The following is a 24779-nucleotide window of genomic DNA, read 5'->3' on the forward strand; positions in this document are numbered from 1 at the left end:
AAACATCATGGATGACGGAGGAACTTAACATTTGAAGCCCAATTTGACGAAAAAAATCTCCATTCCGCTGCTCGTTGCAGCGTTATGCCTGTCCGCTTTTATCAGCATTGCGCTGTCCATTAGCGATAACCAGATTCATCGCTTTGATGCTGTACTCATCGACTTGATCCAAGGCATGGAATCACCTGGAATGACCCGATTTATGCAATTTTTCACCTGGATTGGTAGTGAGCTTCAGGTTGTTGTCATTACGGTCATTGTCATGCTGATCCTCTATGTTTTCCTACGCCACAAACGCGAACTGCTCTTTCTTGCCATCGTGCTTGCAGGCTCTACGCTACTGAATGCCGTGATCAAGCTGCTGTTTCAACGAGCTCGCCCAACTATTAACCGCATTATCGAAGTAAGCGGGTACAGCTTCCCCAGCGGACATTCCATGGCGGCGTTCAGCCTTTATGGTGGACTTGCTTTTCTGATCTGGAAACATATCCCGACCTTTGCCGGGCGTGTATGTATGATTGCAGCCAGTGCTGCCTTTATCCTGATGATCGGCATTAGCCGGATCTATCTGGGCGTACATTACCCTAGTGACGTCGTTGGCGGTTACTTTCTGAGCGGGTGCTGGTTATTCACCTGTATCTGGTTCTACAGACGTCATTTGCAGCGGCTGTCTGAATTACAAGCCAGAAGCTTCGCCTAGTCGCATGTTATATATGCTTCATCGCAAAAACCCCAACGACCGAAAGATCGTTGGGGTTTTGTTATCCTTTTAAATCAAGCTGATTTGCTTGAACTCTTTTTTATAACTTCTCTCCATTAGAAGCAATTACATCTTTGTACCAGTAGAAGCTTTTCTTCGGTGTACGGCTCAAGTCACCGTTGCCATCATTATCTTTGTTGACATGAATGAAACCATAACGTTTCTTCATCTCACCAGTCGATGCACTTACAAGGTCAATACAGCCCCACATCGTATAGGCAATGAGATCAACGCCGTCTGCAACCGCTTCTTTCATCTGCTCAATGTGACCTTTCAGATAATCAATCCGGTAGTCATCCTGAATGGAGCCGTCTTCTTCAATTACATCAACCGCACCCAGACCATTTTCCACAACCATTAATGGCACCTGATAACGATCATAGAGGTGGTTCAGCGTATAGCGTAGTCCTTTCGGATCGATCTGCCAGCCCCAATCGGAGGCCTCAAGATATGGGTTTTTGATACCACCCAGTAGATTTCCTTCCGCTCGATCCAGCGATGCATCCGCACTTTCCACGAGAGACATGTAATAACTGAAGGAGTAGAAATCTACACAGCCTTCGCGCAGCGTCTGCTCATCTTCCGGTTGCATTTGAATTTCAATGCCTTCTTCTGCGAAGAAACGTTTGGCAAATCCCGGATACGCTCCCCGAACCTGTACATCGCCACAGATCATGTTGGACAGTTGATCTTTCTTCTGTGCAAGCAAAATATCATCCGGGTTGCACGTGTTCGGATACGTTGTCATGAAAGCAACCATACAGCCGATTTTGAAATCCGGGTTGATCTCGTGTCCCAGCTTCACTGCTTTGGCACTGGCCACGAATTGATGATGCAGCGCTTGGAACCGAGTCTGTGGCTGATCTACGCCGTCCGTCAATGTTTCTTTACCTTCAAACAACAATCCACCTGCCATATATGCACCAAGCGGCATTGTCAGACAGTTAATTTCGTTAAAGGTTAGCCAGTATTTCACCTGGTTCTTATAACGATTGAAGAGGGTTGTACAATAACGGATGTAAAACTCGATCACTTCACGAGAAGCCCAGCCGTTATATTTTTGTGTCAGGCCAAACGGTGTCTCGTAGTGGGAGATCGTCACCAATGGCTCGATATTGTGTTTTTTCAACTCGGCAAAGACGTTATCATAGAACTTCAAACCCTCTTCGTTTGGCTCCAGATCGTCACCGTTCGGGTAGATGCGAGACCAGTTGATCGACATGCGGAACATTTTGAAACCCATCTCGGCCATCATCGCAATGTCTTCTTTATAATGTCCATAAAAATCAACCGCTTCATGGCTCGGATAATACGTGCCCTCTTCAAGAACAGGTGTAATTCGGCGCGGCGTGGTATGCGTTCCGCCTGTCATCATATCCGATGTGCTTGGCCCTTTGCCATCCTTATTCCATCCGCCTTCAAACTGATTGGCAGCCGTTGCGCCGCCCCAAAAGAATCCATCTTTCATTTTCATGATGCGTTTCCTCCTCTATATGTTGACGGCTACTAGAGCACGTCTATGATCTTCAATCCACTGAAATACGCTGAGAACTATAACGTTATAGTCCAAGTGTAGCACCCATACCCTGACAAGGGTTGTCATGATATAATTTGTTCATGGAACATAACCGATTATTCCGAATGTTGTTGCTGTTGCTGGAAAAAAAGAAAACGACCGCCCCGGAGCTTGCGCGCCTGTTCGAAATCTCGGTTCGCACCGTATACCGGGACATTGACCGCCTGAGTGCTGCAGGCATCCCCGTCTATACAACAACGGGCAAGCACGGCGGCATTCATCTGATGGATCACTATGTCATGGACAAGTCGTTGCTGAGCGAGGATGAACAGAATGAAATTTTGCTCGGCTTGTACAGCGTCAGCGCCATTCCTCATCTGAACAGCGCCCGGATGCTGGGCAGGTTAACGACCCTTTTTGATCATAAACTGGACTGGATTGAATTTGAGTATTCTCCGTGGGGCAGTATTCCCGAGCAAGAGATGCAACTGTTTAATCAGGTGAAACAGGCGATATTCGCAAGTCAGTTGCTCGCATTTCACTATATCGATTCCAATGGAGAAGCGAGTGAGGAGACGGCGTTGCCGGTGAAGCTTATTTTTAAAAACAATACATGGTACTTCAAGGGTCTAAAGCAACCCCAGCCTATGACATCCAATTCGCCCGACACCTTCGTCACGTACAAAATCAAACGGATCACGAAACTTCGCTTTGTGCCCGGCGCATATGAGCATACTCGGCCATCGACAGGGGAGGGAGATAGAGTCAAAGAAGAACCTTATCACGGAGAAAACCAAGACATCAAGATACAGTCTAACCAGCCGTCTGAGAAACAGACTCTGATCGAACTTCTGTTTGAACAAACGATCGCTTATCGTGTTTACGATCTGCTGGATCCCGCCATTATTCAGCAAGAAGCGGATGGGAAACTAAGGGTTTCTATTCCAATTGATGAGGGTGAACAGCTTTATTCATTCTTACTCTCCTTTGGCTCAAAAATAAAGGTGATCTCACCTTTGACGGTGCGCAAAGAGTTACTTCGCAGACATCAAGAGGCCGTCGCGCTTTTACTGGAAGATGATGGGCACAAAACCGAGGATGATGGTACAATATAGTATGCATCTATACCATTTCATTTTAAATTAGGATCGACAGGAATTTAGCGATGTTGGGAGGACATACATGAATCAGCAGATCAGACACAATAACGTAGAACGCTTTAAAGGATTTGGCACACTGTATGATCAAAACAGACCCGCTGCTCCCCGCGAAGTCGTCGATATTTTGACTCATTATCTGGGCAAAAGGCCACACTTCGTGGCTGATGTCGGTTGTGGTACAGGTTTATCCACCTGGATCTGGCTGGATTATGCCGAGCGAGTAATCGGCGTGGAACCTAGCGAGGATATGCGCTCCGTTGGCATTGCGAAATGGGAAGCTGCAGGCAAACCGGATCAACTTCGCTTTGCGGCGGGAATGTCTCATGACCTCGGCCTTCCTGATGATAGTGTAGATATTTTGACCTGCTCCCAGTCGTTTCACTGGATGGAGCCGGAATCCACCTTACGCGAGTTCGCACGGGTACTGCGTCCAGGCGGTATTTTTGCTGCCTACGACTGTGACTGGCCGCCTGTATTAGACTGGCAACTTGAAGTAGCATACCGGCAACTGGTGAGTACAGCGGATGAACTCGCCTCACGTCTATCGAGTACAGAGCAACAAGCACATAAATGGAGCAAAGAAGGCCATTTACAGCAGATCCAGCAATCCGGGCTGTTCCGTTACAGCCGAGAAATTATGTTCCATCATCAGGAGCCATTCACAGCTGAGCGTTATGCCAACCTGGCTCTTAGCCAAGGCGGACTCCAGACAGCTTTGAAGCTGGGCGCCACAGAATTGAATGACATGGCGGACGATTTCAGACGCCGGGCAGAGCTTGTTTTTGACGGAAAATCAAAAGAAGTGCTGTTCTCCTATCGCATGCGAACCGGTATCGTTTAAAATAAAAGCATACGAGGATATAAGAATAAGAAGATAAAAAATATAAGGATTATGAATCTTGAAGGGTTGTGACCACTCTGATTAACAAAGAGGTGCTGGAACGAGATCGACTTTTCATCAAAAGCTGGCTTGACACATATTTTGATTCTCCTCACCGGGATATGCTCATGTCTCATCCGGCCAAAATGGAAGAAGAGGACTATGGCGTGCCTTCGGATATGCAGGATGGTGAGGTTGATGAAGAAGAATGGGTTCGCTGGAAAATGCTAGACTCGAAGGTTACGGTAGATCAGATCAACGAATTAGTTGCTAGTTATGTTAAGTCTGGTTCGGACACGCATAGCTCTTCTTTCTCTCTGCCGCCGCTCTATATGGCCTATCTGAGTAGCCGATATGTTCTGAATGTGTATCTTCGCTATGAAGGATTTACGATCGAATTACCGAATCTACCTTCTGACTACCCCCTGCGGGAATTACGAAACCTCTGGTCATCATCGGAATTACTGGTTAAGGCGGGATATATTCCATTTGCCTCCTATGAAGATCATGCGGGGCCTGTCTGCTGGGATTCGAGTAAACCAAATGATGACAATGATTATGCTGTCGTGTGGTTCGATCACGATATATTAACAGAAGAGGGACAGCCCAGCCGGGAGCAGCTTGAACACTACGCACAGCCTCTTTTTCACTCTTTCCGGGAAATGCTGATGCGCTCTTCTTCAAGCACTCGTTCTTAATTTAATTGTAGAGATATAAATAAAGAGCGCCGTTCCCGTTCATCGTCCGCTTTGACTTGGGGAGGGCGCTCGAATATATAACTCTAATTTCCTGAAATGAACCGCGAGAATGCTACAGTTCCATTTTGTACAGCTTTTTTAAAGTGATGCTAAGGATAAGCAGATCAAGATGAGAATATTAAGACGAGAAAAGATGATTTAACTGTTGTTCCTGCACTTGAAGAGCAAGGGCCACTTTGGAAGGGTCCTGCGGCGAATAAAATACGTTAATGATATGTCCCTGCTGAACCTGTGACATGGCAGAAGGCAGGATTTCTTTTTGCGTAATCACCTCAAAGGTTTCACCATTTGGCTTCGTAATACTAAGTTTAAGCTGTAACTTGATGTTGCCATTCTGTCCACTTCCCATAGGGGTAACGTCGAGAATTTTAGCCAACCCCTTCTCTCCTGTACGTGCGATATCTACCATTTCCGGTGCTATACCTTGTTGCATCATCTTTTCATTCAACAGTTGCTGCATATGCTCTTGCGACACGGTTCCATGCTGATCCAGCCCGACTTTGCGCTCATCTTTCTCGGAAACGACAAGCGGAATGATAGCTCCCGGCTGAAACTGAGACAGCGAAGTCAGAGGAATAATGGTTCTTAAATCTGTATCATATGTTTCCCGGCCTTGACGAGACACCTTCAGCATCATTTTCACTTCCGGCTGCTCATTAATATAGGTACCCGTCTGCTGAATGCTTTGGATCACACCCACTGCCGGCAATCCTGATTTGATCTTGCGCTGACCCAAACTTGTACCGAATATAGACGAAATGACCAGTAAACCAATTCCTCCAAAAAGCATCGGTTTAAACCACCACGCCTGCATGACCATAAACGGATCATCCCACAGCCACTGAGCTATGAACGGGGAAAATCCTGTCCCAAATACCATCAGTAAGCCAATTACTCTAAAAAAACGACTCATCTCTATCACCCTATCTATCTAATTTATGCTGTATAAATCTTTTTACTTTTTACTATTTGATATCTTTTGTTATATCTTCGGTGTGTATGTTTCCTTTGCGTTGTTATCTGTAACACGTAAACTAATAATTCAAATTTTTTCCTATATTCGGAATAGTCGCATTAATATCTATCGCTATGAATCCACCTAAACCGAAAGAAGTCCCATATAGATCAGTTCAGAAGGATTCGCCGGATGCTGTCCCAAACCGACACGATCACCCACACGCGGAATCTGCAGCTTGGATACAAGTGTTTCCATTGTGCGTTGATACGTGTGACCACCCGTTTCAGTAACTTCAAGTACAAGCACCACAATGGGATCAAAATTAATTAATTTTCCCGTATCCGTTACACTGATCACGGTTCCAGTTGCTGTCAGAGGCAACGATCCGCTTGCAGCGAGTTGTGCCTGCTTAGCCGAGTCCAAACTTTGGTTGATGGCATCCCGATGTTCCTTTGGTACAAATCCTTTCATCATCATGCCCGTAAGCCCTTTGTTCATTACGCGATCCGCTTTGGCAACCGCATCTTCCTGTTTGTTTTTACGTGTAAACCATCCCATCATATCGAACACCTCATTTGTTTTTTATTGGGTATGATTAATTATAAACACAACATAGCCCGTATGAATACCGATCTGGACACATACAAAAGAACCGAATAAATGTCCTGCTGGAGACGGCTTTCCATCAATTTATTTGTAGCTATGCTTGCTTTTTCTCAATAAAAACGTTGTTCTAACCGACTCAATGAGGAGTAAGCCATTTATTTTTGTGAATTTGTCCGTTACTTGGCTCTGATTACAGTTACTCAGAGTAGTCAAATTCCTATTTTTAGACGAATGCACACTCGGCACCTTAGCTCTATTAAAGATGCTTATCTAGCAAACATTCAGCAATAAAGACAAACTTACAGCATACATCTGCCATCTACCGCACAAAATTCACACACATATATCTTCAATATTTAAAATATTCTACTGAAAAGTTGAAGCTTTGCAACCCATTTATTTATTCTAACGATCTCAGATAAGCTTATTTGAGCAAAATAGGCCTTTCTGAAATTGTAACGATCACCAGAGAGCTTATTTCACTGAAAAACAAAGAAAAAGTCCAATTTGGCACTGATTTTCCTAAAATAAGCTCCACTGTGATCGTTAGGATACCAAATGCCTGAAATTCGCAGAAATAGCGTCGCTGGTGATCGTTAGAAAATAAACCTCCTTGTATTGTCCTATCCTGGCTTGTCTTAATCTACTCTACTCTTAATTCACCTTTTGCTTGTCCTGTCTCATTGCCTTACCTTACCCTGCTACAATCTATATCCCTTTACATTACTGCATCTAGCCAAGCGGTCCGATCCTTACGATACACAATACGTTCCAGACCTACTCTATCTGTTCTATCTTATCCTTCTACTTCCTAATTTCCCTTAACCGATCACCTTATGCCTGCACTGCTTTCCCTTCCTCCAAACTTCAATCGATTTACCTTACTTACCTTACCTTACCTTACCTTACCTTACCTGCCCCAACCGGCCTTAAAACTTAACCTTTACTTCGTTCTCCGTAGCAAATACACCAGCTTGCGATAATAACCTGCCGCCTCTTTGTACCGCCGCTGATCCTCACTCACCACAGCCAATCCTTCATATAGGGATTCCAGGCGTAGCGGTTGCTGCACAGACTCAAAATACGACAGACAAGCCAGGGCTTGAGTTATAAAGGTGTCCTGTTCTCCGTGTGCGAGCGCCAGCTGACTTTGATAAAAAATCGCGTTCATTCGCTGATCCTCTGTGACAACACAACTTAACAGTTGATCCACACTTTGCGCCAGCATGCCCCAGCTTTTCCGAGCGGAGGCAACCTCACAGCGATAGACCAAAAGCAACGGCTTCATCGCCTGTTGCGTCTCATTCGTTTCTCCCTGAAGCAAGCTTTCGAAACGCTCAATCTCAGCCTGTGCCTGATCTAACTCCCCTGACATCGTCAACATGACAATTCGATTGTTCGCAATGGCCGTCACCAAGTCTCCCTGATTTCCGGCGTAAACCAGATTCGCCTCAGCCATCGACAATGCGGACAAAGCTTCCTGCAACAATCCCATCGTAAAGCAATACCCGCTGTATGCCACATACAGACCAGACAAACGATGAAACAACCGCTGGTCATACACATGTTTCATCGTCTGCTCAAATGTGCGCTTCGCATCCTCATACTGCCGGGTATGAATGTATGCCTCTATCTGGATATTTTGGATCGACAGCCATAGCTCGCTTCCTGGCTCCGTCAAGGCGCTCAGTCTTGTCACATGAGTGAGCACGTCCACATACGCCTGCTTGGATCGGTAATATTGGATTTTGTAAAATAGCAAAGCTTTCGTAAGCGGCTCAGGTAGCTGCACGTCATCCGGGCGGCCATACTTCTCCAAATAAAAATTCAGATACGAGGTATGTATATATTCATGCGCGGCGGCGTCATTTAACTGCTGGTAATACACTGCCTTCATCAAAGCAGTCGTCAGTTCTACCGTAAGTGAATCATCCCGATCCTCCAGTGCATGTACCGTTTCCTCCGGGATCGCCGAGGCTGGAACCGACATTTGTACAAAGATCGCTTCTGCTCGTGCCAATGTCTGTTCATCCTGCACTGCTGTCCGCAAAAGATAGGAGGAGCTTACACCCAAGCGCTCAGCAATACTCTCGGCCAAATCCTCAGGCAGTGGATAACGCTCTGCCAGGATGTTTGCAAAATGCGCCTGCGTAACCAGACCTTCTACGAGGTCTTTACGTGAGATTTGTTTTCGTTTGCTCAAAAACTCGATCCGTTCTTTCAGCATAACAGGTCTATCCTTTCATTATGACAGTCTACTCTTTCTCTATAGCGAGTCTATCATCTCATCATCCCAAAATGAAAGCCGAATTGCCACCCCCGTACTATCCTTCCAGTAAAATTGACGAAACGGTTTCCGTTTCGAACGTAATTGTTTTACAATAGGGAGGATGTATACGTACAATGTACGAAAAAAGCATGATGAATCGATCCAATGTTACACATGAATTGAACACGAAAGGGTGCCACAACAATGATTATTAAACCAAGAACACGTGGTTTTATTTGTACAACTTCTCATCCTGTCGGCTGTGCGGCACAAGTGCAGGAGCAGATTAATTATGTAAAATCCAAGCCAGAGATTCAAGGCCCCCGCAATGTGCTCGTCATCGGCGCGTCCACAGGTTACGGACTGGCTTCGCGCATCGTCTCCGCTTTTGGAGCAGGCGCTAATACAATTGGTATTTACCGTCCCTCCAGCTCTACGGATAAACGAACAGCTTCTGCTGGATGGTATAACTCTGCGGCATTTGAGAAAGCTGCGGATGCCGCAGGTCTTAAATCCTACAGCATCACCGGCGATGCTTTTGCCAATGAAACCCGTGATAAAGCTGTTGAACTGATTCGCAGCGAATTGGGTCAAGTGGATCTGGTCGTATACAGCGTTGCTTCGGCACGCCGTACCGATCCAAATACAGGCGAAGTGTCCAACTCCGTGCTGAAGCCGATCGGACAAGCGTACACCAACAAAACCGTCAATTTCCATACAGGTGAGATCACTTCAGTGACTCTCGAAACAGCGACAGAAGAAGAGATTCGTCAGACGGTTAACGTTATGGGCGGAGAAGACTGGGAACTGTGGATGGATGCACTGAAGCAAGGCGGTGTACTCGCAGACAATGCAACAACGATTGCCTTCTCTTACATCGGCCCTGAGCTGACACAAGCAATTTATCGTGAAGGCTCCATCGGTCAAGCGAAAGATCATCTGGAAGCAACGGCGCGCAAAATGCATGAGCAACTGAGCGCAAAAGGCGGACGTGCCTACGTTACCGTAGCCAAAGCACTGGTTACACAGTCCAGCTCGGCTATTCCAGTTGTGCCACTATATATTTCCGCATTGTATAAAGTGATGAAGGAAAAAGGACTGCATGAAGGATGCATCGAACAGTTGCAACGGCTGTTTGCGGATCGTCTGTACGCTGGGGGTGAAGTGCCAACAGATGAGCAAGGACGCATTCGGATCGATGATTGGGAGATGAGAGCAGACGTACAGGAAGAAGTGGCGAAGATCTGGAACGATCTTACGAGCGAGAATATCTATGACCTGTCCGATCTTGAAGGTTACCGCCGCGAGTTCTTCCAGCTGTTTGGTTTCGAAACCGATGGCGTCGATTATGAGGCCGATGTGGATCCAAACGTGGAAGTACTTCATCTCGTTCAGTCATAAGTTTAATGTATATTGCATCCAAGGAGGAGATTCCATGCTTCTCCTTTTTTTATTTCCATACGTCTCCGTACGTCTCCTTCCATCCACGCACACATTCATCACCTTTTCCTGACCTACTCGGCTCGAAGATAAAATAAAAAGAAGCACCACCATCCTGGATGATTTGCTTCTTGTGTTTGACCTTTTGCAATTTTTCGTTCTTGGTTGGTGTCAAGCGAACATGTTGCGATAATGCGCCATAATTTCCATTCACTCTGCGGCTTTGCTCTGGGGTCCATTGTCCGGACCGCTCTGCTTTGCGTAGTGCCTTTTGTGTCTGTGTACGTGCCATAATGATGAACACACTCCTTCAGTTGAACTACGTTCAATATATCATGTGTAACGTTGCAAGTGAAGGTGCAACCAGCCCAAACTCATATATATCCGTATACAATCGAGACCACTCCTCGTTAACTAAGGAACGAAGGAGTATTCCAAGTACTCAAAGAAAAACTTGGGCTCCTGCTCCTAGTTTGTAACCTCCCATAGTTGAACGGAAAAGAACTATCTTTATATACTAAAATTGAGGCCTTTACATCTAAGTAATCTTAAACTTGTTTAACAAAAAGTCATAACGTCTCTTTAACCATTGAAGTGACCTACTTATGATCTTTGTAAATACATATGTATGAGTAATCCAGTAGGACGTCCAATTTTATAAAAAAAATAATCCCAACCTTTATTTCTCCTGGCACACTATATAATTGTCAGGAATTACAGATGCAAATATGGAGGAAAAAATGGATTCAATCAGTAATAACGGAAAAGAAGCCGCGGAAGCGATTCGGAGCTATGTCAAACCGATTTTCGGTTATGCGTTAAACCGGGTCAAGCACCGGGCCGAGGCGGAGGATCTGGCTCAGGAGATTATGCTGCAGTTGTTGAAATCCTTCTCTGGGGTGCGAGACATTAGAAGCCTTGACGCTTACGTCTGGACGGTTGCTCGATACACTTGGGTGAATTGGTTGAAAAAGCGCGAGCACGCTCCCCAAGTGATTGAAATCAACGGTATGTCTGAATTGTCTGCCGCCCCTTCCCGGGAGCCGCTTGACCGGCTACTGGCAACCGAAGCTTCACGGGAGCTGCGCCGAGAAGTCGCGTTTCTGTCCGACATCCATCGCCGGATCGTGGTCATGCACTACTACGATGAGTTTAAAATCGGCGATATCGCGATTGCTCTGAACATTCCTGAAGGCACGGTGAAGTGGCATTTGAGCGAGGCTAAAAAGAAGTTACGGAAAGGGATGAAACGTATGCGTACAACAGGAACTTTAAGTGTCAATCCGGTCAGCATGGGGGAAATGGGCCATTCGGGTTCGGCCGGCAGACTGGGCGAAACCAACGATTTTCTTGGACGCGCCTTGGCGCAAAATATCGTTTATGCGGCTTATCACAAGGCGCGCACCGTACATCAAATCGCGGAGGAACTGGGAATGCCGCCGTCTTTGTTGGAAGGCGAAGTCCGGCACCTAACTGATTACAATTTTCTCATCCAAACCTCTCCCGGCAAATACCAAAGCAATACCATCGTCTGGGACCTCTTCGAGTTGGCCGTAGCTGGTCATGCATTTTGGCAAGATTGCGCTGCCGAAGTAGCCGATGTTCATTTTGACGCGTTAATGGAAGTTCGCCATCAAGTCGAGGATAGCGGAGTGTACGTTCCGGATGGCGACTATAACTTCCTGCTCTGGACCTTGCTGCCCAAAAACATCGAGGAGCAATCCTGGCGGAGCATGCCAGCGGGCGAAAACTTCGATGCGGTCGCACCAATTCGAAAAGACGGTGGTCAATATATTGCCTATGCGGCGTTAGATCGAAGCCACTATGCCGATCCGGGTTTTGATATGGGTAGTTACGTCACCTTCGGTCCGTCGCTCCGCTACGTCGAAGACACTCCTTTATACTTATGGCAATTCAATACTTACTGGAGCGACCGCGAGACGGATTGGCGTTTCCTGGAATACCGGAATGTCGAGATTTGTCATGCGTTCCAACAAGGGGAACTGCCCGACAACGAAGAGAACGCCGAGCAGTATTCGTTCCTGCTGGAGAAAGGATACATCCGCAAGACGAAGGAGGGGTACAAGTTCAATGCGGTTTGGTTTGACTCTCCGCAAACGTTGGATCGGTTGAACAAGGCAATGCCGGATTTGTCCGCTCTGTATGCGCCTGCTGTCGGCAAGCTCTATGACAAAATGCTCAACCTGTTCCTGCAAAATCAGCCGAAACATTTGGAGCCGCAGCTTGCTTACATGGTGAGAGGCAACACCGGCGGAGGCCGGCTGGTCGCTTATATTTTGAAGCATTTGATCGATAACGGGAAGCTGAAACCGCCGTTGCCGCACCAGCAGAAGACGATTTCAACCTGGATGGGACCAGTCAAGTAAGTCGCTTCGGAATTGTATACGAAGAACGTATGAAAATGATTGAAAACTACCCATGATGCATGTGCGTCATGGGTAGTTTTCAATCGCAATTATATATGCCGGATTTCTCCTTTACCTTACTGACATCAAGATCGCTTGCGCCGAGACTGCCACGTCTCAATGGGTTCGTGGTCATGCTCTTCGATCAGTTCCATCGCTTCGTCCAGCCTGCGCGACTTAAACAGGGCAATCAGCTCGATCAAGTCCTCGCGATCCAGCAGTTTTACCTCATTCACCGCAGCCAGCGTGCGGCAAGCCTCCGTGTACCGGGCAGAAGTCAGTACAATGGATCGATCCGCCTCATAATAACGAATGGAGGTATAAATCTCTTGCACCGCGCTAAGACCAACAGGATGATTGGCACCGTAGCGTTTGGCCTGTACCACCGTGCGTCTGCCCAGTCTATCCACAAACACGAGGTCTGCACCGAAATCCCGGCTGCTCGTCGTTTTGTGAACCTCTTCATAACCGAGGCGCTCGAACAGATTGAAGAGATATAATTCAAACTCTGATCCATCCTCCATTTTATCGATATCCTTTATCGTGATTTTCTGGGGATTCGCCTCACTTCGTATGCGTTGCCCACGATAAATGATCCGCCGAGTCATCCAGGTTAACAGCAACAACAGGACAATGCCTGCGATAACCCATAAGATGATGTTTTCACTCCAATTCATGCCGCTTCTCCTCGTCATCGTTACTTCGTATTTCTCTTGTCACAGCCCTAAATATATCAAACTTTAAAGGTCTTCTAAAGAAGATGAATTCCCTGTAACTGTTTCACCTCTTTTAACATTGCATTATCACATCCGTGGTGTAAAAAGGTTACAGCGTGTTCGGTTGAATTACACTAGAAATCAATGGTAGAATTCTACAATCGGTGTTATTTTACCGAAGACGAAAGGTGGTTTATCACTTGCATACTACTTATACGAATCGCAAACGCAAATCCACAACTTGGGCCGTTCTTTTGCTCAGTGGCATGCTGCTCTTGAACATGAATACAACTACAGGATACGCGGCGGCGTCCACAGAATCCTTGTCTAAACCGGCATGGACCTCCTCCTCCCTCATGTTAAATGAGGCTAATACGGAGAAAGACGTCATGATCAGGAACATTTACGCTGTACCTGCTAAAAATCTGGTATATGTACACACTTCTCAGCCCGTAACCAAAACCAGTAGCAAAACAACGCTGGACTGGCAGCTCGATTCGCTTCAGGCACTGGATGCCAAAACAGGACAGCTCAAGTGGAGCACTATTTTCCATGAGAAAAGTGGCCCTTATACAACCTACTCCAATTCTGTATATGCAAGCAACGGTACGGCCTACGTATATATGGAGTATTCGGATAAAAGCAAGAAATTATATTCGTTTAATACGTCCGGCAAGACCAACTGGGTGAAAACCGTGAATTCGTCAGCTAACATCTCGCTCATGGATAACGATAATCTACTGGTCGCTACAAGTCAGGGCGTACAATCCAATGGCTCTGTGCGTTCTACCCTTTCTCTTTATGACCAAAAAGGTAAGCTGTTGACCGAAAAAACAATTGCAGGCACTGTACTCAAAGCAGCTCAGGGCAGGATTGTTGTCGATGCTAGCAAACAGGTCAAGTCGGGAAACTTCTGGCAACCGGTTGCCAATCCGAAAGTTGAAATCTATGACACCTCATTAAACCGTCTGTCCTTCTATCAATTCCCGGCTGATGCTAATACACAAGGAGATGGCGGCGGTGAAGCTCTGGCGATTCTGGATGATGGTTCCGTCCTGATGCGTGCCAACTTCGAAACCACCGGCAATCGGTTGATGGGATTTGGTTCGGATGGCAAGCTTGCATGGGGGCGTGCAATCGCCGGAGATGCGTATATTCAAACAGCGGGTAATGGGTACACCGTGCTCACTGGCTCAAAGCTTGAGTTATACACGATGAAAGGCAAAGTGACGGAGCGTATGTTCAAGGATGCTCAGCCTGTGCTCATGCATGTGGACCGAACACAAGACGGGCAATACCAGCTTGATTTTGCTAAAACAGGATATATTCTGAACCCACAGACATTGGAAGACGTGCATGTGTACACCGTCAGCACTGCTGTTCCTTCATTAGAAAGTATCTCCACTTATATGAATGATGTGATCTATTCGATGAAGGGTGAAGCTCTTTCTAAGTATGCACTCAAGTCGTCGTCGCCTAAATAATGAATGTTGCTCTTACCTGACATAGCTTTAGTCAAGAAAAAGCCGGAACAGCTCCTCGCGGTGCTCTCCGGCTTCTCTTATTTCCAATTCTCGTTAATGAATTCGTCCCTACCGGACAGTGCCCGGTCTTCCTTGTAATGCTTCTCGTTTTTCTTGTGATAGTCCTGGTGGTAATCCTCTGCCGGGTAAAAAGTAACAGCATCCCGAATCTCGGTCACGATGGGCTGATTGAACCGCCCACTGGCCGCGAGTTCCTGTTTGGATTGCTCGGCAAGCTGCCGCTGGCGTTCATTGTGTACAAAGATGGCGGTACGATACTGCGATCCTCGATCCTGAAACTGTCCTCCATCATCCGTGGGGTCAATCTGAGGCCAGTATAATTCTAATAAGCGCTCGTAAGGGAATACATCTGGATCAAATGTAATCTCCACGACTTCCACGTGCCCTGTTTCCCCAGTCTTCACCTGCTCATAGGTCGGATTTTCGACATGGCCACCTGTATAACCTGATACGATACCGTGGATGCCTGGTTGTTCCTCAAACGGGGTAACCATACACCAGAAACATCCGCCAGCAAACGTTGCTTTTTCCATTCCATTCAACTCCTCTGGTTCAAAACAATATCATGAAAGCATTAGCTCAGACACGCATTCATATTCCTACATTGTAAAACAACAAGAGGTTGATGGAAAGCCACCGCAATGGCTCTTCATCAACCTCTTCATTCAGCTTCGCATGGAAGCATTCATATCGATATGGTTCATACAGCTTTCAGCTGCACCATAACTTCTTAATCAGGAACATCGCTCGCTCTAGTTTACCCGCGGCTGCGTCCCATCGAACGGAAGATCAAGCTGACAATCGCTACAAGCACAATCGCACCAATCAATGCCGGTACAATGTGGAATCCGCCCATCTCAGGACCCATGTCTCCAAGAATGACTCCACCTAACCATCCACCGATAAAACCAGCAACGATATTACCAATAATACCGCCTGGGATGTCACGACCAACAATCAGACCTGCGAGCCAACCAATGATACCACCGATAATTAATGACCATAACCAACCCATATCATTCACCTCTATTTTATAATTTTTGTTGCGTCTGACTACTATTAACCGCTCCGAAGGCATTTAAACAACTGGCATAAAAATTGTTGCATATTACCATTGTCCAAAATGCTTCTTTCTCTGCTAACAGGTGCTCTGCGAGGGCATGACAACAGGCCGTGTCAGTTTCCGGCATCTCATCAGCACATGGCTGCGATATGTACCTCCCGAGAGTCATTGTATGTTACCAAAGACAAGGTTAGTATACCCAGTAAAGGTGAATTTATATTTATGGCTCAGAACCATTTATACTCCAAACTTTATAGTCCATCAGAATGGTATCAGTCAACGTATTAGATCAGAAAACAAGACTCATATAACAGATCAATAAAATCCAGCCCGACCCTTGCCCGGTTGTGCAAGCCAATTATGTTTATGACTTTTGTCCAGTTCTCCCCGCATGGACTGAATGACCTGAACAATATCGGTTCGCCCGTTTTGATGCCACTCCAGCGCAACGCTGACATACAATTCGCCGAGTTGGGCAAGCGAGAACGTATCTGTCAAGCGGGCCGCTTCGATCGTCCCTTCTTCACCTGCAAACACGCTAAACCCACGCTGCCGCAAATATTGCAAGCGTAAAGCTTCATCAGGCAGTGGAATCTCATAGGCCCGGTCGAATCGTCCGGCACGGTTCATGAGACCTGGATCGATTTTTTCCGGATAGTTTGTCGTACCGATCAAGAAAATCCCTTCTTTCGACGTCGCACCATCCAGTGTATTCAGGAAAAAGGAACGAACTTCATCCGGCATCGAGTCGATATCTTCAATGATCAGCACCATCGGTGCCAGTCGTTTGGCTGCATCAAAAACTTCACGCACAGACTCGCTGTTGGTGTACTCCGTAATTTGCCAATAAGCTGCCGGTCCAGGAATACTGCCTGCTATCGATTTCACCAGCGTTGTTTTTCCGTTCCCTGGATGCCCATAGAGCAGAATACCGCGTTTGTAAGGGATGTCATAGTCCCGGTAAAAGGAACGATCCGCTTCAAAGAACTGATCCAGCGAGCGGAAAATATCCTGTTTGATCTGTGCGGAGAGAACTACATCTTCTCGGCTTACCGAACGAGTTATGGACTCTACATGACGGTCACTGCCATTGCGGGCATCCGTGTAAACCGTTACTTTTTTCATATTTTGCTGACGTTCGCGTTCCCTTACACTTCCCAGGAAATGCTTCATCTCTTCATCCCCTACAGCGAACACAAAGTCTTCACTATAGATCCCGTTCTCTCGGAAAAAAGGTACCCGTACCAAAGCTACGCCCCATTTGGGATAAGCAAATACGTTGTTGCGGATGGAATAATGCACACCGTATGTTGGCACATCTCCATCATCATCGTAATGCAACGTTTGGAGCTCCAGATCCTCAAAGATACGAGCAACAAGCTCGACCTCGTCACTTCCGTTCTGCAAGTCTTCCCGCAACAGTTCCCAATATTCGTTGTTTGGATCAGAACTTGAATACAACTTGTATTCAACGCCGTAACGCTTTAGAAGTGCCTCACCAATTCCCCGAATCAGTCTCGAATAGACCGCGTATCCTTCAACCCGGATACGTGTATCATGCTGTTCGTCGTAGGAATAGATGGCTTTTGTTTCGTTCATTGGATTCATCTGTTTATCGTTATCGTTCATCATTTCGCTCCCTTTACCGCAGCAAGCGGTTTACATTTGGCTACCACTTGAGCCAGTCCGGCGCCGGTAACACTATCTATAATTTCATCAACGTTTTTATACGCCTGAGGTGATTCATCAATAATGGATTCCAAGGATCGCTGGTTCACAACGATCTCGTCCGCCGTTCCTACGCCAAGAGCTGTAGCAAAATCTTCAACCGTCACCAAACGTTTCGTTGCGGTACGCGACCGTACACGGCCCGCACCATGACATATCGAATAATAGTTGTCTGAGCCTTCTGGCTGACCGACCATGATATACGAGGCCGTCCCCATCGAGCCAGGAATCAGAGCCGGATGGCCTGTAGCCATGTAAGGTTTTGGATTATCCTGGTGGCCTGCAGGCAATGCCCGTGTTGCCCCTTTCCTGTGTACAAACACCGAACCACGCTCTGCATGGGATTCCTCCCAAGCATAGTTATGCATCAGGTCGTACAGTGTACGAAATTCGCATTTTGACCCGAATACATCCCGGAATGCTTCCCGGATTGCATAAGCGATGAGATGGCGATTCACTACGGCATAATTCAATGCGGAATACATCATGTTGACGTAATGGCGGCCTTCCGCATGCTCCAGCGGGGCAAATACCAATCGGGGATCGGAAGTTCCAAGGCCCAGCCGCTGCATGACTTTGGCAATCGCTGTCGAACTTGTCTGGCTAACATATCCGCCCCAAGCGCGGGAACCAGAGTGAATCATAACAGCAATCTGTCCATCATAAAGCCCCCAAGCCTCAGCTACTTCGCGATTTTCCTCAGCAATCTCAATCGCCTGAATCTCGGCAAAATGGTTCCCGCCCCCCAGCGTCCCCAGTTGACGATGCGAACGGTGCCAGGTCATATCCGGAACAAGATTCAGTACATTCTCGTCATACGTAAACTTACTGCTCTCCACATGCGTCAGTGAAGTCGACTTTTTCGGTGTATAGCTATCCGGAATATATTTTTTCGGCAGTCCGTGTAGTCCTTTTTTCACAATATGCTCTAATCTTATATCGGAAAAATGGCCTCGCTGGCTGGCTTCCATCGGTAACACTTTTTCGATCGCTTTAACCAATTTGCGGCGCAGCTTTACATCTTTCAGATCATCCTTATGCAGATTGGTCAGATGAACTCGCATGCCACAGCCGATATCACTACCCACGATGGAAGGTGATACATATCCACTCTGTGCCTCCCATACCGCCGTCGTCCCAATACATGTTCCTACACCGACATGCACGTCCGGAGTATAACCCATATAAGAGATATCCGGAATCTGCAGATTATTGTTAGCCATCTCGAATACTTTGTAGTCCAGAGAAGAAAATAATTGCTGTGCCGCATATACGGTAAGTTCTCCCGCTGGTAATATCACTTGATGGCGATAACCCTCAGTCATGTTGCTAAAATTTCCAACATTGTTCATTTCGTTATTCATAAATGATTGTAATTCCTTCCTGTTCCGTTCAGCAAATGTAGTTTGCCGCGTGTTGTTTTGTAAAAAATACATAAAAAAGCCATGGACTGATCGTCCATGGCTTCTACTACATGACAATAACGGATAACAGCACAAATGAGTTTGCACCTGTTATCCATCGCTGGATACCGCGAAGAACACACATTGCCTATAGCGCTACACGCTGTATTCTATAAACAATATGCCCGTTCTTTATGTCGACCGTATGAGGCCAAAAAGACGATGAGCCGGATATACAATTGTGTCGATGCTTCTGTGTCCTAGATTCAATTCATAACCTAACGTCATGTCTCTCGGCCTCCCTTCATCATTGATATGTATATATTAATAGCACATCTTTTCAAATGTCAACCCTTTTCTTGGAAATTAATGCATTCTTATATTCTAACGAATGATGAAAAAGAGGAGGTTGTCCGGGGACATCCTCCTCTTTTTCATCAGTTTATTAGGTTATTCACCGCTGTTTCTGTCATATTCATCAGGCAAACAACATTCTCATGATCATGACCTTAGAGTTTAGCCTGTTCTTGCAATTCTTCCACAGGATTCTCATCTTCCTTCTCAGGTACTTTGGATGAAAGGAACCATCCACATACCGCAATCGTGATCAGTACAACATAAAAACCGATTTTCCATATTTTATTTTCCGGGAAATGCTCATCCAGTACGCCTAAGGAAGGGTGCGCCAATGTAATTACGGACAGCTTAACCCCTACCCAACCTACGATTACAAAAGCAGCAACTTCTAGACCCGGACGCGAATGAAGCAATTTCACGAAAAACGATGCTGCAAAACGCATGATAACGAGCCCGATAAAACCGCCGAGGAAGATGACAATGAACTGTCCACCATCCAAGCCGCCAATTGGCGGCAATCCGCTTGGTGGCAACGCAACCGCCAAAGCAACAGCTGCTAAGATTGAATCTACTGCAAAAGCAATATCTGCGACTTCAACCTTAAATACAGTCATCCAGAATCCAGATTGTTTCTTTGGTTTTTTTGGTGTATCGTCAGCTGCCTCGTCTGTTTTATTTCGACCACTCAATATCTTTTTGACGATATGGTTTATCGAAATGTACAGAAGGTATAATGCCCCGATCGCTTGAACCTGCCACACATCCACAAGGAATGAGATAAGGAATAACGACCCGAGACGGAAAACAAAAGCCCCCATCAAACCATAAAACAATGCTTTTTTACGCTTTTCCTCAGGTAAATGTTTTACCATAATTGCGAGTACCAGGGCATTATCTGCTGCCAGTAATCCTTCAAGGACAACAAGGACTAAAAGTACCCACCCATATTCTAATAACAGTGCTGCATCCAACATTGACTCCTCCTTAATATGCTTATGATGTACAAAAAAAAGGATCTTTACCATCGCTGGTAAAGATCCTTTTATAACCACAAAAAGAGACCTTTACCGAGCATAAAAACTTGGTAAAGGTCTCGCTAACAACAAAATGCTGCCAATAAAGCCGGGGATGTGATCCCGAATTGACGACTTTACTGTAAAAGCTACTCCCCTTTAACAGGAATATGTAGTTTTAGTTGAAACCGGTGAATAACCTGTATACATCATATTTCATAACATAAAATAAAGTCAAGCTTTATTTTCAGTGTTAAGGGCCAATTTTCGAAAAACAAAAAAATCATAAATCATATTGCCCAGCGGTACAAACGAAATGAAGAATAACGCAATGGGACGGCGCAAACGCCACTTCTGAGTTGTGTATAAAGATACCATAAACAAGAGATGCATCAGAAACAAAAAACCATACAAGTTTCCGAACCAAGTCACCGCTTGAGGCATAACTCCTGCATCCCGAAGGGGAAACGCAACGAACAACAGTAAAATATATGAAATCCCCTGTAACCATAACATTAGCCGGAAACGACCCAGCATTGAACGTAACATCATCTTCCTCCTGCTTCTATGCAATACACGCTAGTTGAACCCTGTACATTATATCACAAAAGCAGTGTCGATTTGCATCCAGCCAGGCTGTATTATATTCCATGTCATTTGCATGATCCAATATACGTCTCACAGGAGCCAAATATCCACCTCTAACATACAATGCATGAAATGTGTCATGAACATGTCGGACAAGGAGGAGTGGATTCATGAAGATCGTTCTGGTTGCACCAGAGAAGTTACCACTGCCTGGCAATGGTTCCGTGGAAATCTGTATATTAGGTATCGCACACGAACTTGCGCTCCGTCATCAGGTAACCGTTGTAAGCCGTCAAATTAAAGGGCTGTCGGCACTTCAACAGATCGGACAGATAACGATTCAGCGAATCTTTGCATCCAGTATTGTAGATTATACCCGGTCAGTTATTCGTTTGCTTCGTACACTCGATGTTGATGTTATTCAAGTGGATAACAGACCTCACAGTATGGCTACCATTAAACAAGCCTTTCCGCGAACACCTGTTATCCTCTATCTCCACTCACTTACATTTGTTCAACCCGGACCTCGGAAACTGTCTAGTCTGAAAAAAGCGGATTGTATTGCCGTGAACAGCCAATCATTGAAGCGTAGACTCAGCCGCCGTTTCCCTCCTGTAACGAAACGGTTAAATGTCGTTCCGCTAGGTACTGATCTTGACCGTTTCCGACCCGTTGCCAGCAATGAAGAACGGCTTCACTTGCGAGAGAAGTTTGGAATTACTGAACGTTTCACAGTCCTGTATGCAGGCAGAGTCGTCCCTGGCAAAGGGGTCGATATTCTAATTCGTGCTATTGCTTTAGCACAAAAGCAAGTACCTGTCCAGCTGGTCATTGCAGGCAAGGGCCCTCCAAAGTATGTACGCTCATTACGTAAACTGACACAAAAACATAACGTTCATGCCGCCTTTTTAGGGCAGATGAATCATGAACAGATTGATCAGCTCTATCGAAGTGTAGACTGCCTGGTCTGTCCTTCACAGAACCACGAGGCCTTTGGCTTGGTGAATGTAGAAGCTATGGCCTCCGGCATTCCTGTCATCGCTTCGGATAATGGGGGTATAAGGGAGATTATCCATTCGGGAATGAACGGATACTTGATATCAGAGTATAAGCACCCTCAGCAGTTTGCTTCATCCTTGCGTCAATTGGCCACACGACCTGATCTTGTGCAATCCATGGGAAGAAGTGGCCGCGAAACAGCAAGTTCTCATTTCAGTTGGTCAAGAACCGCTCTCTACTTGGAGGCAGCTTACACAAGGCTCATCCGTTCATGAGCCTTTTTTCTTGATCAGGCTTTCTCACGGAACTGCCATTCCGTAATAATAGAGTCCATCTGAGATACAGGTACATGCATGATTTCGATCAGTTCAATAATCACCATATCCTTCATCATAAATCTTACTTTTGCACAAGTTTGTTGGTAGAAGGCATCGTAGAATCCCGCACCAGTCCAGCATCCATGAGGTACCATAGCAGCATGGTTTACGATATACCCCACCTCCCCTATTGGGGGGATAACCACTTTAATGGCTTGATGATCCAAGCGATTATCCGGGTCCTTTACAAGATACAGTGTATCCCCCACATGCAGAGCTTGTGCTCCATGATAGTTTTCCATGCCCATCAAAGCGGCAAAAATTTTGTTACTCATACGAATGCTCCTTTTTACAGATATTCCTTGGCTTATGGCTATAAAGCCTCTTCATCTTTATAGTGCTCCAACCATTCCAAAAGTTGTTTGCGAATCTCTCTCCGATACTCGCGAGGTTCAAGTACCTCAGCCTCAGCACCGAACTGATATAACCATTGCAAAAATTCACGACTGCTATTCAGTGTTACTTCGAATAACAAACCACCATCCATAAGATCTGTCATTCGTGGACGAACAAACATCTCTTCTTCTTTTATGTAAGGGGCCACCTTTTCGGAGAATCTTACCTTAAAATGAATATGCTCGTCCCCTCGGTCAACAGACCAAGTATTCTTCATATACTGAGTGATATTGAAGTCACCCATATCAAATGCAGCATTGGTTCGTGTTACATCCAGGAAGCGGCTAATGCGAAACAACCGAACTTTCTGCTGTAAATGACAGTACCCAATCAGATAGAAACGTTGATCACGCGGTACGAGATAATAAGGGTCTATTTGTCTAACCGTAATCTCGTTATTCGTGAGCGTATGATATTGCGCTTGAATCGTCCGTCCATCTAAAATCGCTTCGATAATGGGAATTAACAAGTTTGGATCCTTTCCTTCTTCTCGGTAAGCAGGTATCCCCATCCGAATAATTCCTGCAATATTTTCCACAATTTCACTGTTCCTTGTTTTTTGTTTAGTATGTGCCGATATAACCTTATCATATGCTGAGTCAAATTCAGCAGGTAATTTAGATGTATCGACTAAGGCCGGAAGCATACAGAATAGCATGGCTTCCTGTTCGGTAAAATCTAAAGGATACATGGCAAACTCACCGATAAATCGATAACCCTTTCCATATCCTTCGTTCATTATGGGAGCAACCCTGTCCAAAATCCGGAGATCGCGGTAGATTGTGCGCACCGTTGTACCACATTTCAGCGCCAATTCCTTTGCAGAGATTCCGGGATTAGCTTGTATAGCCTGAAGTATACGCAGCAGACGAATTAATTTCTCTGTCATGTAGTTTCTCCCCTTCGATATTTTATCGGCAAGGAAAACTAGTTCCTTTAGTTCATATATAAATCTTTAGTCCCAATTGATTTTTCGCAATTTCACCTTTTATTTATAGTCCAATTGCACTTTTCCCCTCTCTAAATATACCTTCTCTTACTTGCTTGCGTAAATTAATAACCCGAAATCTAATTTTCCTATGCCTGAAAGCCTATACAAATATCTAAAAAAAATACAAAAAAAGCCCTGATCTCCAAACGAGACAAGGCTTCAAAAAGTTCTATTTGTCATATTTTTATTAGTTTATTTCCCTCAACTTGTTCAGCACGTGAACCATGCAATCACATAACACTGGAATATCATGCATTTGATCCTCATTCACATGCCTTCCGAAATATATATTGGCAGAAACGTTAAATGATACCGGAGCTTCTCCAAAAAGGTAGTGGATATGCTGAACTATCCGCTGATCGGGCCAATTTTCCTGCATGATCGACTGGACGTTGTGACAACGTGGCTCCAGTTCTTTAGTTACCCACGCAAAGCGAAGCTCTAGTTCGCAGCCGGGATGGCTGCCTGGGGTCTCCAGAATCTCTGCGGCTATAGCCTGCAGCGAACTTCTCAGTACCACTTCGGCAGTAACAGCCGTATGATTTCTTAGGCAGAACCGCAAGGTGAATTCCCGGGACATGCTTGCCAATTCTAATTGATCCCTGCGATGGGTAATGTGAATGCTCTCATCCAGATTGTCCAGGTCATAGAGGTAATTCTCGAAAGCTACTTTTAAATTATCGTATATCGTGGGGTCAAACATAGGGCAGACCTGCTTTCTTTTCGATTTCATCTATCTTCACGTTGTACCACAAATACGCTCCTTAAATCCATATGAAAAAGCCCAGCCCACAAGAAGTGGACTGAGCTTGGACCTGATTTACGCAGAAT

Annotated in this window: 23 protein-coding genes; 8 read left to right on the forward strand and 15 right to left on the reverse strand. The window is 45.7% G+C overall.

The window, feature by feature from the left end; all coding sequences use genetic code 11:
* Positions 1 to 31 precede the first annotated feature (31 nt).
* Entirely contained in the window at positions 32 to 700 is a 669-nt protein-coding gene (locus tag ACT89M_RS21605) for a phosphatase PAP2 family protein (RefSeq protein ID WP_154957965.1), read from the forward strand.
* A gap of 100 nt (positions 701 to 800) precedes the next feature.
* Here ACT89M_RS21605 and ACT89M_RS21610 read toward each other — a convergent pair whose 3' ends face one another.
* On the reverse strand, positions 801 to 2234 hold the full coding sequence (locus ACT89M_RS21610) for a glycoside hydrolase family 1 protein (protein WP_253491886.1): 1434 nt from the start codon (positions 2232 to 2234) through the stop codon (positions 801 to 803).
* A gap of 143 nt (positions 2235 to 2377) precedes the next feature.
* Between ACT89M_RS21610 and ACT89M_RS21615 the strand changes: the two genes are divergently transcribed.
* The 3 genes from ACT89M_RS21615 (at position 2378) to ACT89M_RS21625 (ending at position 5014) form a co-directional block, all read left to right on the forward strand.
* Positions 2378 to 3391, forward strand: coding sequence for a helix-turn-helix transcriptional regulator (locus tag ACT89M_RS21615; RefSeq protein ID WP_222592164.1), 1014 nt, complete (start codon positions 2378 to 2380; stop codon positions 3389 to 3391).
* A 67-nt stretch (positions 3392 to 3458) separates the two neighbouring features.
* A complete protein-coding gene (locus ACT89M_RS21620; RefSeq protein WP_154887618.1) occupies positions 3459 to 4277 on the forward strand; it encodes a class I SAM-dependent methyltransferase in 819 nt (272 codons plus the stop codon).
* 68 nt (positions 4278 to 4345) lie between these two features.
* On the forward strand, positions 4346 to 5014 hold the full coding sequence (locus ACT89M_RS21625) for a hypothetical protein (protein WP_308722940.1): 669 nt from the start codon (positions 4346 to 4348) through the stop codon (positions 5012 to 5014).
* Positions 5015 to 5192: 178 nt separating this feature from the next.
* On the opposite strand, the gene ACT89M_RS21630 is transcribed toward ACT89M_RS21625, so the two are convergent.
* From ACT89M_RS21630 to ACT89M_RS21640, 3 genes are all read right to left on the reverse strand, one after another.
* Complete coding sequence (locus ACT89M_RS21630; RefSeq protein WP_221790390.1) at positions 5193 to 5987, reverse strand: hypothetical protein; 795 nt, start codon at positions 5985 to 5987, stop codon at positions 5193 to 5195.
* Positions 5988 to 6173: 186 nt separating this feature from the next.
* Positions 6174 to 6593, reverse strand: a complete 420-nt coding sequence (locus ACT89M_RS21635) for a hypothetical protein (protein WP_186809599.1) — start codon at positions 6591 to 6593, stop codon at positions 6174 to 6176.
* Between the two features lie 988 nt (positions 6594 to 7581).
* A complete protein-coding gene (locus tag ACT89M_RS21640; protein WP_154887611.1) occupies positions 7582 to 8865 on the reverse strand; it encodes an XRE family transcriptional regulator in 1284 nt (427 codons plus the stop codon).
* Positions 8866 to 9111: 246 nt separating this feature from the next.
* Here ACT89M_RS21640 and fabV point away from each other — a divergent pair, with 246 nt between their 5' ends.
* Positions 9112 to 10308 (forward strand): enoyl-ACP reductase FabV, encoded by a 1197-nt coding sequence (gene fabV / locus ACT89M_RS21645; RefSeq protein ID WP_090915423.1) that lies wholly within the window; start codon positions 9112 to 9114, stop codon positions 10306 to 10308.
* A gap of 49 nt (positions 10309 to 10357) precedes the next feature.
* Here fabV and ACT89M_RS21650 read toward each other — a convergent pair whose 3' ends face one another.
* A complete protein-coding gene (locus tag ACT89M_RS21650; protein ID WP_253491875.1) occupies positions 10358 to 10639 on the reverse strand; it encodes a hypothetical protein in 282 nt (93 codons plus the stop codon).
* 448 nt (positions 10640 to 11087) lie between these two features.
* On the opposite strand from ACT89M_RS21650, the gene ACT89M_RS21655 reads away from it, so the two are divergent.
* Positions 11088 to 12734 (forward strand): RNA polymerase sigma factor, encoded by a 1647-nt coding sequence (locus ACT89M_RS21655; protein ID WP_308723469.1) that lies wholly within the window; start codon positions 11088 to 11090, stop codon positions 12732 to 12734.
* A gap of 125 nt (positions 12735 to 12859) precedes the next feature.
* On the opposite strand, the gene ACT89M_RS21660 is transcribed toward ACT89M_RS21655, so the two are convergent.
* A complete protein-coding gene (locus ACT89M_RS21660; protein WP_154887605.1) occupies positions 12860 to 13450 on the reverse strand; it encodes a restriction endonuclease in 591 nt (196 codons plus the stop codon).
* A 239-nt stretch (positions 13451 to 13689) separates the two neighbouring features.
* Here ACT89M_RS21660 and ACT89M_RS21665 point away from each other — a divergent pair, with 239 nt between their 5' ends.
* On the forward strand, positions 13690 to 14973 hold the full coding sequence (locus ACT89M_RS21665) for a PQQ-binding-like beta-propeller repeat protein (RefSeq protein WP_308723468.1): 1284 nt from the start codon (positions 13690 to 13692) through the stop codon (positions 14971 to 14973).
* A gap of 77 nt (positions 14974 to 15050) precedes the next feature.
* On the opposite strand, the gene msrA is transcribed toward ACT89M_RS21665, so the two are convergent.
* The 6 genes from msrA to ACT89M_RS21695 form a co-directional block, all read right to left on the reverse strand.
* Complete coding sequence (msrA, locus tag ACT89M_RS21670) at positions 15051 to 15566, reverse strand: peptide-methionine (S)-S-oxide reductase MsrA (RefSeq protein ID WP_154887601.1); 516 nt, start codon at positions 15564 to 15566, stop codon at positions 15051 to 15053.
* Between the two features lie 224 nt (positions 15567 to 15790).
* Positions 15791 to 16048: a GlsB/YeaQ/YmgE family stress response membrane protein gene (locus ACT89M_RS21675; protein ID WP_090915436.1), complete on the reverse strand. Its 258-nt coding sequence runs from the start codon at positions 16046 to 16048 to the stop codon at positions 15791 to 15793.
* A 363-nt stretch (positions 16049 to 16411) separates the two neighbouring features.
* Complete coding sequence (locus ACT89M_RS21680) at positions 16412 to 17695, reverse strand: AAA family ATPase (protein WP_154888561.1); 1284 nt, start codon at positions 17693 to 17695, stop codon at positions 16412 to 16414.
* Positions 17696 to 17724: 29 nt separating this feature from the next.
* The gene (locus tag ACT89M_RS21685; RefSeq protein WP_253499936.1) at positions 17725 to 19176 is read right to left on the reverse strand and encodes an RtcB family protein; all 1452 of its coding nucleotides are present in this window, start codon (positions 19174 to 19176) and stop codon (positions 17725 to 17727) included.
* Positions 19177 to 19736: 560 nt separating this feature from the next.
* Positions 19737 to 20558: a TerC family protein gene (locus tag ACT89M_RS21690; RefSeq protein WP_373323329.1), complete on the reverse strand. Its 822-nt coding sequence runs from the start codon at positions 20556 to 20558 to the stop codon at positions 19737 to 19739.
* Positions 20559 to 20831: 273 nt separating this feature from the next.
* Entirely contained in the window at positions 20832 to 21149 is a 318-nt protein-coding gene (locus ACT89M_RS21695; protein ID WP_253491859.1) for a DUF3817 domain-containing protein, read from the reverse strand.
* Between the two features lie 206 nt (positions 21150 to 21355).
* Between ACT89M_RS21695 and ACT89M_RS21700 the strand changes: the two genes are divergently transcribed.
* Positions 21356 to 22459, forward strand: a complete 1104-nt coding sequence (locus tag ACT89M_RS21700) for a glycosyltransferase family 4 protein (protein ID WP_154957975.1) — start codon at positions 21356 to 21358, stop codon at positions 22457 to 22459.
* A 14-nt stretch (positions 22460 to 22473) separates the two neighbouring features.
* Here ACT89M_RS21700 and ACT89M_RS21705 read toward each other — a convergent pair whose 3' ends face one another.
* From ACT89M_RS21705 to ACT89M_RS21715, 3 genes are all read right to left on the reverse strand, one after another.
* Positions 22474 to 22836 (reverse strand): HIRAN domain-containing protein, encoded by a 363-nt coding sequence (locus ACT89M_RS21705; RefSeq protein ID WP_154887597.1) that lies wholly within the window; start codon positions 22834 to 22836, stop codon positions 22474 to 22476.
* 38 nt (positions 22837 to 22874) lie between these two features.
* Entirely contained in the window at positions 22875 to 23846 is a 972-nt protein-coding gene (locus ACT89M_RS21710; RefSeq protein ID WP_154887595.1) for a helix-turn-helix transcriptional regulator, read from the reverse strand.
* A gap of 289 nt (positions 23847 to 24135) precedes the next feature.
* Positions 24136 to 24651: a hypothetical protein gene (locus ACT89M_RS21715; RefSeq protein WP_154887593.1), complete on the reverse strand. Its 516-nt coding sequence runs from the start codon at positions 24649 to 24651 to the stop codon at positions 24136 to 24138.
* Positions 24652 to 24779: the final 128 nt, after the last annotated feature.

Source organism: Paenibacillus sp. NN59 (assembly GCF_057597225.1).

Bases quoted from the DNA above. Each gene is read 5' to 3' on its own strand.
- ACT89M_RS21640 (WP_154887611.1), bottom strand. From the start codon at position 8,865: ATGCTGAAAGAACGGATCGAGTTTTTGAGCAAACGAAAACAAATCTCA.
- ACT89M_RS21675 (WP_090915436.1), bottom strand. From the start codon at position 16,048: ATGGGTTGGTTATGGTCATTAATTATCGGTGGTATCATTGGTTGGCTC.
- ACT89M_RS21710 (WP_154887595.1), bottom strand. From the start codon at position 23,846: ATGACAGAGAAATTAATTCGTCTGCTGCGTATACTTCAGGCTATACAA.
- ACT89M_RS21635 (WP_186809599.1), bottom strand. From the start codon at position 6,593: ATGATGGGATGGTTTACACGTAAAAACAAACAGGAAGATGCGGTTGCC.
- ACT89M_RS21620 (WP_154887618.1), top strand. From the start codon at position 3,459: ATGAATCAGCAGATCAGACACAATAACGTAGAACGCTTTAAAGGATTT.
- ACT89M_RS21690 (WP_373323329.1), bottom strand. From the start codon at position 20,558: ATGTTGGATGCAGCACTGTTATTAGAATATGGGTGGGTACTTTTAGTC.
- ACT89M_RS21695 (WP_253491859.1), bottom strand. From the start codon at position 21,149: ATGATGTTACGTTCAATGCTGGGTCGTTTCCGGCTAATGTTATGGTTA.
- msrA (WP_154887601.1), bottom strand. From the start codon at position 15,566: ATGGAAAAAGCAACGTTTGCTGGCGGATGTTTCTGGTGTATGGTTACC.
- ACT89M_RS21660 (WP_154887605.1), bottom strand. From the start codon at position 13,450: ATGAATTGGAGTGAAAACATCATCTTATGGGTTATCGCAGGCATTGTC.
- ACT89M_RS21630 (WP_221790390.1), bottom strand. From the start codon at position 5,987: ATGAGTCGTTTTTTTAGAGTAATTGGCTTACTGATGGTATTTGGGACA.
- ACT89M_RS21700 (WP_154957975.1), top strand. From the start codon at position 21,356: ATGAAGATCGTTCTGGTTGCACCAGAGAAGTTACCACTGCCTGGCAAT.
- ACT89M_RS21705 (WP_154887597.1), bottom strand. From the start codon at position 22,836: ATGAGTAACAAAATTTTTGCCGCTTTGATGGGCATGGAAAACTATCAT.
- ACT89M_RS21715 (WP_154887593.1), bottom strand. From the start codon at position 24,651: ATGTTTGACCCCACGATATACGATAATTTAAAAGTAGCTTTCGAGAAT.
- ACT89M_RS21655 (WP_308723469.1), top strand. From the start codon at position 11,088: ATGGATTCAATCAGTAATAACGGAAAAGAAGCCGCGGAAGCGATTCGG.
- ACT89M_RS21680 (WP_154888561.1), bottom strand. From the start codon at position 17,695: ATGAACGAAACAAAAGCCATCTATTCCTACGACGAACAGCATGATACA.
- ACT89M_RS21650 (WP_253491875.1), bottom strand. From the start codon at position 10,639: ATGGCACGTACACAGACACAAAAGGCACTACGCAAAGCAGAGCGGTCC.
- ACT89M_RS21685 (WP_253499936.1), bottom strand. From the start codon at position 19,176: ATGAACAATGTTGGAAATTTTAGCAACATGACTGAGGGTTATCGCCAT.
- ACT89M_RS21615 (WP_222592164.1), top strand. From the start codon at position 2,378: ATGGAACATAACCGATTATTCCGAATGTTGTTGCTGTTGCTGGAAAAA.
- fabV (WP_090915423.1), top strand. From the start codon at position 9,112: ATGATTATTAAACCAAGAACACGTGGTTTTATTTGTACAACTTCTCAT.
- ACT89M_RS21610 (WP_253491886.1), bottom strand. From the start codon at position 2,234: ATGAAAATGAAAGATGGATTCTTTTGGGGCGGCGCAACGGCTGCCAAT.